The sequence below is a fragment of the Roseateles sp. P5_B10 genome, from assembly GCF_056400485.1.
Map to the genome: position 1 here is coordinate 1 of NZ_JBFULE010001194.1, position 1183 is coordinate 1183.

Genomic DNA, 1183 nt, shown 5'->3' on the forward strand with positions numbered 1-1183 from the left:
GCTTGGGGCGCTCGGCAAAGTCCACCGCCACGTCGACATCGAGCCTGCCGCCGGCCAGTCGGATGGGCGCGCTGGCAGGCACATAGGCGGCCAGCGGTGCGAGATCCAGCCCGGCAAATTTGAAGGACAAACGAGCACTGACGTCATCGTCAAAGGGCAGCGCCTCGGCGCGGCTGTCGAAGGCGACGCCGTCGAGCTTGCCGTTCAGCTGGGGCTGCACCTTGACCTTGACGTCGGCCGGCAGCGTCGACATGAAAGGCAGGGCCAGGTGAAGGCCGGCCAGCTCGTGCTTGCGCTGCACCGGGCGGTCGTCGAAGAGGATGCGACCGTCGGCCAGCTCGATGTTGTAGACGGCGAACTCGGCGTCCGGCTCCTCGGGCGCCCCGGGCTTGGCGGCAAAGCGCTGGATCAGGTCGTCGATGTCATAGCGGCCCTCGGCCACGCGGGCGAGGCGCAGTTCGGGCTTGGTCAAGGCCACGGATTCGATGACGGCACGGCCGCGCAGCAGAGAGCGCAGCGACAGGGCAGCATCCAATTTCTGCAGCTTGAACAGCGGTGGCTGCCCGGCGTCGGCGCCGGCAATACTCAGCCCTTCGATGACCAGGGCCAGACGCCAGGGCTGGAAACTGGCCTCCTCGACGGTGACCGGCCGGCCCAGGGCCTCGCTGGCCAGTGCAGCGCCACGGCCGGTAACCCAGCCGGGTAGCGCCAGTGTCACGACCAGCAGCAGCAAGGTGACCAGGGCCGACAGCGCGGCGATGGTCCAGAGGGCGAGGCGGGCGGGGGAGCGGGAAAGCGGCGTCACGGCAGGCGCATTATTGATGTCGGCGATGATGCCCGTGGTGAGCCTCTCTCTCGACTATTCCGGCCTCAAGACCCTGCTGCTCGCAGCGGCGCTGCCTCCCGTGCCCATGCTGCTGCTGGCAGCCTGGGGCGGTTGGCGGCTCAGGCGCGGTCGTCGCTTTGGCGCGCTGTTACTGGGCCTGGCGCTTGCGGGAGTGTGGCTATCGGCTACCGAAGCCGCTGCTGAATTGCTGAGCCGGGCCGTGGGCCAGCCTGCGGTCCTCAAACCGGCCCAGGTCGACGCTTTGCGTCGCCGCTCTGACGGCGCGGTGCTGGTGCTGGGCGGCGGCGTGAAGCGCCACACCCCGGAATTCGATGCCGGCACGCCGAGCCGCACCAC

At 69.2% G+C, this 1183-nt stretch carries 1 protein-coding gene and 1 pseudogene; one reads left to right on the forward strand and one right to left on the reverse strand.

All coding sequences use genetic code 11. The annotated features are described in order from the left end of the window. On the reverse strand, positions 1-805 hold an 805-nt coding region (locus tag AC1DU6_RS32020), incomplete at its 3' end, for an AsmA family protein (protein WP_477862237.1). A 16-nt stretch (positions 806-821) separates the two neighbouring features. On the opposite strand from AC1DU6_RS32020, the pseudogene AC1DU6_RS32025 reads away from it, so the two are divergent. Continuing rightward, a pseudogene (locus AC1DU6_RS32025) lies at positions 822-1183 on the forward strand (hypothetical protein); the annotation flags it as partial.